We start from the raw sequence: 6,726 nt of genomic DNA, 5'->3' as shown, positions 1-6,726 counted from the left end.
TGCAGGGTTATCCGGCAAGACTTCATAACCGCCGCCAGAAGTGCCCGTCACCGAGACTTCAAAGACATCGTCGTCATTGGTTTCAAGGATAGAATCGTCGAGTGTTGCGACCGTGAAATTGGTCGACGTGGTGTTCGCCGCGATCACCACTTCTCGCGTCACAGGCGTCACAGGCGTCACATCGCCATCTTCGGAGGTTTTATGGCCGACAACCACTGTCACGGTTAAAGCTGTTGCGGGCGCTTCGCTGATGGTCAGCGTGTAGCTGGCTTCTTCGCCTTCAATAACGGACGCATCACCCGTTAACGTCAGGGTCGGTTTATCAGTGCCGGTCGTGTCTTCGTTGATCGTGGTTTCTACCGCCGATGGATTATCCGGCAGCTCTTCAAAGCCGCCGCCCGATGTGCCTGTCACGGACACTTCAAACACGTCATCGTCAGTGGTTTCGAGGATGCTGTCATCCAAGGTCGCCACGGTGAAATCGGTCGACGTGGTGTTCGCCGCGATCACCACTTCTCGCGTCACGGGGGTGACATCGCCATCTTCGGAGGTTTTGTGACCGACAACCACTGTCACGGTCAAATTGGACGTTGGCGCTTCTGAAATGGTCAATGTGTACGACGCTTCCGCACCTTCAATGACGGACGCATCACCCGTTAACGTCAGCGTGGGTTTGTCCGTTGATGTGGTGTCTTCATTGATCGTGGTTTCGACCGCCGATGGATTATCCGGCAGCACTTCGAATCCGCCGCCAGAAGTACCGGTCACCGAGACTTCAAACACGTCATCGTCAGTGGTTTCCAGGATGGCATCATCCAGCGTCGCCACGGTGAAATCCGTCGAGGTGGTGTTCGCCGCGATCACCACTTCACGGGTCACGGGCGTGACATCGCCATCTTCCGAGGTTTTGTGTCCAACAACGACAGTCACCGTCAGTGCCGTCATCGGCGCTTCTGAAATGGTCAATGTGTACGATGCTTCCGCGCCTTCAATGACGGACGCATCACCTGTTAGGGTTAGTGTTGGTTTATCGGTGCCGGTCGTGTCTTCGTTGATCGTGGTTTCGACCGCCGATGGATTATCCGGCAGTACTTCAAAGCCACCGCCCGCTGTGCCCGTCACCGAGACTTCAAAGACATCGTCGTCATTGGTTTCAAGAATAGAATCATCCAGCGTTGCGACCGTGAAAACGGTCGACGTGGTGTTGGCCGCGATCACCACTTCTCGGGTCACAGGCGTCACATCGCCATCTTCGGAGGTTTTGTGTCCAACAACGACAGTCACCGTCAGTGCCGTCATCGGCGCTTCTGAAATGGTCAATGTGTAAGACGCTTCCGCGCCTTCAATGACGGACGCATCACCTGTTAACGTCAGGGTGGGTTTATCAGTGCCGGTCGTGTCTTCGTTGATCGTGGTTTCGACCGCCGATGGGTTATCTGGCAGCACTTCAAATCCACCGCCCGATGTGCCAGTGACCGACACTTCGAACACGTCATCGTCAGTGGTTTCAAGAATAGAATCGTCGAGTGTTGCCACCGTGAAATCGGTCGACGTGGTGTTGGCGGCGATCACCACTTCTCGCGTCACGGGGGTGACATCGCCGTCTTCGGAGGTTTTGTGGCCGACTACGACAGCGACGGTTAAATTGGACGTTGGCGCTTCGCTGATGGTCAACGTGTAGCTTGCCGACTCTCCTTCATTGACAGAAGAATCTCCGGTCAATGTTAAGATCGGTGCATTCGCATCACCATCATTAATAGTGGTTTTGATTGACTCAGGCAGAGATGGCTGCCGCTCAAATCCACCACCTTCAACTCCAGATACCACAACACTAAATACGTCATTGTCATCTGATTCGTCAAATACATCATCGATAGTCTCGATAGTAAATTTCGCCGAGTTGGTGCCGGCTAAAATTGTTATCTGACGCGAGCTCTCTTGAACATCATCACCTTCTGCAGAAATACGAGTAACACCCACGGTAATGATGACATCAGACTTCGGTATGTGTGACAGCAAAAGTTCATAAGTGGCAGATTCGCCTTCAACCACTGTTTCGCTGCCAGATAGGCTTAGATTCGGCGCATCGTTGTTTTCAGCATGATCGAATGCATTCTCATCCCGAATGTGTGTTTCTATAGCCGGAGGGGCAGCAATATTTTGGGCTGGATCTCCAGTTTCAATATTAGAAATAGAAACAGTGTAAGTATCGCTATCGGCAGTTTCGTCAAACACATCATCAATAATATCGAAAGTAAATGTCGCGGATGTTTGACCTGCAACAATGACGACATCACGTGTTATTGGCGTAATATCTCCTGATTCCGAGGTTTTATGGCTGATTGAGACGCTGACGTGGGTATCAGTATCGACGGCCTTCGAAATTGAAACGGTATAAGATGCAGACATTCCTTCTTCAATGGTGCTATCACCCGTTAACGAGGCAATGGGCTCGTCTTTATCTGCATTCAAAACTCGACCAAGAGAACTGAGTTGTTGAAAGGGCAATCCATCAAAGAGCGGCGATTGGGTATTAAAGCCAGCAGAAGTATATACGTGCGCAGAATTCCCCGATTCAATAACCGATTGTGCGGTAATCGACGAGCTGCCGTCTGCATTCCCCCCCTCAGTCGCTACACCTTCGAGCAGGGTCGGATCTCTACCTTCTTCCACCGCTGCCAGAATGTCTGACAAATCGAAGTTATCAGGCATCGCGAGTTCCGTGAGATTTTCTTGCTCTTGGAGAATCACTTTATCTTGATGGACATCAATGATCACGGTCTGATCGTCCTCGTCACTATGCCCAACGTGCCGTAAAACGAGGAGATCTCCTTCGTGCAATACCGAATTTTCGGCCGCAATTAGAATTCTGCCATTTGGCTCAACAATAATTGCCTTCCCTGCCAATTTTCCCATACCCAAACCTGACATATCCGCTCCTGTGGACCGATTTTTATAATTTTATTTATTGAGGAAATAAACCATACAAAATTTAATGGAAATCAATTTTTAAATCACCACCACCTTCACAGTAAGAGATATTAATTGTTTATATAATGAGATTTTCTCGTGAATAATTTTACACCCACAAAAATAAATATAATTCAGCATATTAATCAATGATTAATGGAGGGGGTTAAATACATCCACCCTATAAATACACGAAAATAGATGATGATATGAATCATAAATACCAACCATACGTATGCATGCAAATGAATACATATTAATCTCTACTCATACTAAAAAATCATGGGGAATATTGATTACCGGCGCATCAAACATGGGCTAAAATAGGCACCATATAATTATCACACAATGGGATTCACCCATAATTAACATCTAAAAATATGGACTTTTCAAAGCTAAACATATGTGACATTATTTATATTCACGTCTAGACAAGTTTCATATAAAACAATCAAACCAGCGTAAGGTTTAAGTAGTAACATACTGTTTTTTTCGATGGTATATATGTATACCTTGAGCATAACAAGGAAGCGTATCCCGCATGGAAGTCAGATTCGATCAGGTTACTGCAAGCAGCGCCATATCAGCTGTAACCATCGACAATTGGGTCATTGCCCACAATCAATCATGGGCCGTATTTAGCTCCGAAGGGGATATCGGTTCCTTGCTTGGAGGTTTGCTCTGCAATGAACTCTCGTTTACTGGAGCCATCAAAACAAGTCACGGCAAGGTTGCCCAAGTGTCTTTGGTTGAACAGCAGCGCCTTTTGGATGAAGAAATCGCCAACGATGATACCGATTTTCTCGACCGCATCGACGAAGGCACTCGCGTTTTCGATTTGATTCACGAGAACAGCCAAAATGAATCGCTCACTCGCACCTTGATTGAAGACCTTGACCTGACTCACCTAGCTGACAGCGGTTTTCGTGTGCTGTCGACCGGAGAAACCCGTCGAGTGATGCTCGCCCGAGCACTCGCGACTCAGCCTGATTTTGTGGTTCTCGACAACCCATTTAGCGGACTTGATGTTGCCCATCGTGCTTCGCTCGCAAGATACCTAGCCACACTGTCACAAACGGTGCAAATGATCGTCACCTTTGCCCGCGAAGAAGACATGCCAGAGTGGGTCGACCACATTGCCCTGTTCAATCATGGGAAACTCGATGGGCTCATGGATAAAAATGCATGGAACTCCCACCCTGTTATTGCCCAGCTCAAAGCCCAATCTCAAGAGCAAAGTGAGCACATGATGGCGTTAATTCGCCGCCACCAGCACTCAACCCCGTTTGAGAATCCAATTTTTGAATTGAAAGACGGGCATGTTGAATACACAACCAAAACCATATTTTCGGATGTCAGTTGGCGCATCGACAAAGGGCAACATTGGCATGTAAAAGGCCCCAATGGTTGCGGAAAAAGTACCCTACTAGGCATGATCTTCGGCGACCATCCACAGTGCTATAGCAACGACATTCACATCTTTGGTAAGCAACGTGGTTCAGGTGAAACCATCTGGGAAATCAAAAAGCATATCGGCATGGTATCGTCAGCATTACACCTGCAATATCGCGTAAATTGCAGCGCGTTAGAGGTCATTCTTTCAGGTTTTTACGACTCGATTGGCCTGTATAACCAGCCAACGATCAAAGAACGCGAACTCGCCAAAGAGTGGATGGCTATCTTACACATGAGCCAATACATCAAAACGCCCTTTCGTAAGTTGGAATACGGCCAACAACGTCTGTTACTCATCGCCCGCGCCATCGTTAAACAACCTACCTTACTGATCTTGGATGAACCCTACCAAGGTTTGGATTACCTCGGGCGTCGGCTTATGAAGAATACCTTGGAGCTGATCGCCAAGGAAAATCTCAGCCAATTGCTTTACGTTTCGCACTATCAAGATGATGAGCTGGCAAGCATCCACAACACCCTAACGTTCGTGTTTGATGAGAAAGCTAAGTGCTATCACGCCGCACTTGAAACCGTTCGCAAGTCATAAGTGATCAATATCACTAACTGAAGAGGCCCGAAATACACTAAAATGTCTGGCTAACATTTTAGCTTCGAGCATTTATCTGAATGACTACTGCAAAGACGCCAGCCAACTTTACTGAACTTGGCCTCATTTCCCCTCTGTTAGCCCGCTTAACAGAGCTGGAATACCAACAGCCAACACCGATCCAAGCGCAAGCTATCCCTAGCGTATTGGCAGGACGTGACCTCATTGCAGGCGCGAACACTGGTTCAGGGAAGACAGCCACTTTTGCATTACCAATGCTTCAACAAATTGTTGAACAGCAAAGCGATAAACCAAAAAGTGGCAAAGGTAACTTTGTAACAGGGCTGGTCTTGGTACCCACCCGTGAATTGGCGAAGCAAGTAGCAGACAGCATTAAATCTTACGCAGTACATTTTAACGGCGCAGTGAAAACTGTCGCTGTGTTTGGTGGCGTTTCTGCCAATACCCAAATGCTTGCTCTACGTGGCGGTACAGACATTCTTGTAGCGACCCCAGGTCGTTTGCTGGATTTGATTTCAAGCAACGCCATTAAGCTCGAACGCGTAAACACGCTGGTTCTGGATGAAGCTGACCGCATGTTGAGCCTAGGCTTTACTGAAGAGCTTTCATCACTGTTGGAAATGTTGCCGAAGAAAAAACAGACCTTACTGTTTTCAGCCACCTTCCCAGAACAAGTTCAGGCGCTCACCCAAACGCTACTTAACGATCCTATCGAGCTTCAACTGCAAAGCGCAGATGCAAGCACCTTGGTTCAGCGTGTTTTCACCGTTAACCAAGGCGAGAAAACCGCCGTACTAGCGCATATGATCCATGAGCATGATTGGCGACAAGCGCTGATTTTCGTTAACGCTAAAAAAGCCTGTGAACACCTCGCAGACAAACTTGCGAAGCGCGGCATTACTGCCGAAGTATTCCACGGCGATAAAGCACAAGCCTCGCGCACCCGTGTACTTGAAGGCTTTAAAGCTGGCGACATTGATGTATTGATCGCCACAGATATTGCTGCCCGCGGTTTGGATATCGAAAAACTACCGGTAGTGATCAACTTTGATTTGCCACGAAGCCCTGCAGACTACATGCACCGTATTGGTCGAAGTGGCCGTGCTGGCGAAGTCGGTTTGGCATTGTCGCTAATCGATCATGAAGATTATCACCACTTCAAAATCATCGAGAAGAAGAACAAAATCCGACTTGAGCGTGAACAAGTTGAAGGGTTTGAAGTGGATGAAGCTGCCGTTGAAGCGCTACTAGCAGAAGAAAAACCAATGGCAAAACCAGAAGGCACGGGTAAGAAAAAGCGCAAAAACAAAGGCCATTCTGCTGCTGTCGATGCATGGCTTAAGGGGCTGTAACTCCAACGCTAAACGCGTAATCAGATAACTGACTATAAAACAGGGAGGTGGCATTGCCATCTCCCTGTTTTTGTTGCGTTAACGCTTAAAGCGCGATTTCAGCTCAGCCTCCTTCGTTAACCACCATTGGTGTATCCTCGGCGCATTCATAGCAAGCATACCGACACCGCACATCACAAATAGATACACCCACACCATCCAACGCAGAGATTCAGGGGCATCGGGAGTGACTATAAGAGCGATAACGCCTACCGCAACCAATAGGCTTAGAACGCGAAAAAACATGGCAAAACGTCCCGTTTGTTGGCTGAAAAAACCAGCATACCGCAACGTGAAAATTTCCAAAATTTTTGTTGTCTTAAAGCCTCAACAAAGGGGCAT

4 protein-coding genes are annotated in these 6,726 nt (G+C 47.9%); 2 read left to right on the top strand and 2 right to left on the bottom strand.

What is annotated here, in order from left to right; genetic code table 11:
• Positions 1-2,931, bottom strand: a 2,931-nt coding sequence (locus LRP50_RS20315; RefSeq protein ID WP_337992925.1) for an immunoglobulin-like domain-containing protein, incomplete at its 3' end; no start/stop codon positions are given.
• Between the two features lie 580 nt (positions 2,932-3,511).
• Between LRP50_RS20315 and modF the strand changes: the two genes are divergently transcribed.
• Both modF and LRP50_RS20305 read left to right on the top strand, forming a co-directional pair.
• On the top strand, positions 3,512-4,972 hold the full coding sequence (gene modF / locus LRP50_RS20310; RefSeq protein ID WP_274166272.1) for a molybdate ABC transporter ATP-binding protein ModF: 1,461 nt from the start codon (positions 3,512-3,514) through the stop codon (positions 4,970-4,972).
• Between the two features lie 80 nt (positions 4,973-5,052).
• The gene (locus tag LRP50_RS20305; RefSeq protein WP_274166271.1) at positions 5,053-6,345 is read left to right on the top strand and encodes a DEAD/DEAH box helicase; all 1,293 of its coding nucleotides are present in this window, start codon (positions 5,053-5,055) and stop codon (positions 6,343-6,345) included.
• A gap of 78 nt (positions 6,346-6,423) precedes the next feature.
• Here LRP50_RS20305 and LRP50_RS20300 read toward each other — a convergent pair whose 3' ends face one another.
• A complete protein-coding gene (locus LRP50_RS20300) occupies positions 6,424-6,630 on the bottom strand; it encodes a hypothetical protein (protein ID WP_274166270.1) in 207 nt (68 codons plus the stop codon).
• Positions 6,631-6,726: the final 96 nt, after the last annotated feature.

This window comes from Enterovibrio gelatinilyticus (genome assembly GCF_028683095.1).
GTDB lineage: Bacteria > Pseudomonadota > Gammaproteobacteria > Enterobacterales > Vibrionaceae > Enterovibrio > Enterovibrio gelatinilyticus.
Note: the sequence above shows the minus strand (reverse complement) of the source record. Positions and strands in the feature narration are given on the sequence as shown.